The organism is Clostridium bornimense (genome assembly GCF_018917145.1).
Taxonomy (GTDB): domain Bacteria; phylum Bacillota; class Clostridia; order Clostridiales; family Clostridiaceae; genus Clostridium_AN; species Clostridium_AN bornimense_A.
In genome coordinates, this window is the sequence record NZ_JAHLOD010000109.1 from 1 (window position 1) to 1,894 (window position 1,894).

Annotated in this window: 2 protein-coding genes; one reads left to right on the forward strand and one right to left on the reverse strand. The window is 26.2% G+C overall.

Annotated elements, in window-relative coordinates:
- Nucleotides 1–255: 255 nt before the first annotated feature.
- Complete coding sequence (locus KQI30_RS16680; RefSeq protein WP_216464470.1) at nucleotides 256–456, forward strand: hypothetical protein; 201 nt, start codon at nucleotides 256–258, stop codon at nucleotides 454–456.
- Between the two features lie 63 nt (nucleotides 457–519).
- Here the strand turns inward: KQI30_RS16680 and KQI30_RS16685 are convergent, their stop codons facing one another.
- Nucleotides 520–1,752: an oligosaccharide flippase family protein gene (locus KQI30_RS16685; RefSeq protein WP_216464471.1), complete on the reverse strand. Its 1,233-nt coding sequence runs from the start codon at nucleotides 1,750–1,752 to the stop codon at nucleotides 520–522.
- Nucleotides 1,753–1,894: the final 142 nt, after the last annotated feature.

Below are 1,894 nucleotides of genomic sequence, written 5' to 3' on the forward strand. Positions count from 1 at the left end.
TCTCTCCATTCATCATTACTTAACTTTTTATACATACCTAACCTCCTGATAAAATGTTATTTCCTTAATTTTATCAATTGGAGATTTTAGTATCTAGGTACTTAATTTTTGACGCTTACAAATGTATGTATGATCTGTGTTAGTCTTTATGGAACTCAGATCAAGAAAAGAAAGAATTGCAGGTATTTTGATACCGAGTGTTCTTTACGAAACTGTAGCAAAGAAAAAATCACTGAAATGCGAGAACAATTTAAATTGCTAAAACAGAATGAGAAAGAATATTTCCGTTCAGCAGTTATGCAAGATATGGTTAAACCTATTGATAGTGAAAATAAAACTGTATTAGCAACTAAACCATGTTTCACTGATGAAGACTATGTATTTCTTTGCAATATAGAAGATATCATAATTAAAAATAATAAGATTTATATAAAAAAATCGCACGAAAGAACTTAACTACTTGCGATTATATAATTTTAAAATAACTGATAGATAAATCCAATTAAATATAATCCACAGTTACCAAACTAAAAACTCATTTTTATAATTCCTACATAAAGAATATCTAAATCCTAGCATAGCCACTTCCGTAATACCTCTTAAAAAAGCAAGATTAATAATAGTAAATTTATCAATTGCTAATAAAAATATTAATCCTACAACTTGAAGTATAGCTGTAACTACTGTTGTAGTAGTTGTTGCTTTAACTCTACCGATAGCACCTAATGCTGGCCATCCGTACAACATAGCATAAAAACTAAAAATCAATAAAGGAATAAAACATTTTAGAAGTTTGCTTGCCTCTAAATATTTATTTCCTCCTAATATCAATAATATATAATCGCCAAAAAAATAAATTATACAACATCCAATAAAAATTAACGGTGTTATTAAACAAACGATTTTTGTTATTAATCTAAAATTTTTTGTTTTAATCATTTCAGGATAAATACCATTTGTAATTGGTGTATACAAAGCTTGAACTGCTGAAACAATCTGCATTGCAACGCTCCAAAAGGCAATGTCAGTGGTTGAGCAAAATAAACCTATTAACATTGTATTTAATGCAGAAAAAGCTGTAGAAGCCATATTTGACAAAAAATATACACTTGATTCTTTTAACTGTTTAATTACACAAGAAAAATTTTGGAAGTGTAACTTAACATTCAATTTTTTAATTTGTTTCCACGTAATTATGACAGAAACAAATGTACTAATAATATCTAAAATTGCAACAGAATATAGATCTGCATCATTCTTAACTAAAATAAATGTTAGAATCGTAGACAAACTTCTCATAATAACAAAACGTATAGTTAAAATATGCATTTGTTCAATTCCTTGGAATAAGAAATCAGCTAAAAAAATTGTCAAAAAAACTGGTATAAACATTAAAATTGTAAATACAAAATTTTCTCTTAAAATTGGAATCACTGTAGCACATAACAAAGTTATTGATAATGCTATTAATCCTAATAATATTTTAGCAAGCATTGTATGAGTTAAAATTTCGCCAATCTTTTCTGTGTTTTTTTGAACTTTCACTATATCTTTTGTCGCTGACAAAATAAATCCAAAATCAACAAATAATTGCATATAAGTCATCAAAGCTTTTTCATAAGATACTATACCATAACAATCAACTGATAAAACTCTTGTTAGATATGGTAATGTCAATAATGGGAAAATTAATTTTGCAATATTCATAATATATAAAGACATAGTATTACTTAAAACTTTATTTTTTTTCATTTTTATACCTCGTAAAACTAATTGATAGTGTAAAGTTTATTTACACTTCTTTCTTTAAAAATCTTTATATATCAAGGTTTTAGAAGTTTTTTTGTATAAAAAAACAACGACCCCCTGATTTCTATGTTAAAATTGAATCTCC

Excerpts from the sequence above, each read along its gene's own strand:
- KQI30_RS16685 (WP_216464471.1), bottom strand. The coding sequence starts at position 1,752 with ATGAAAAAAAATAAAGTTTTAAGTAATACTATGTCTTTATATATTATG.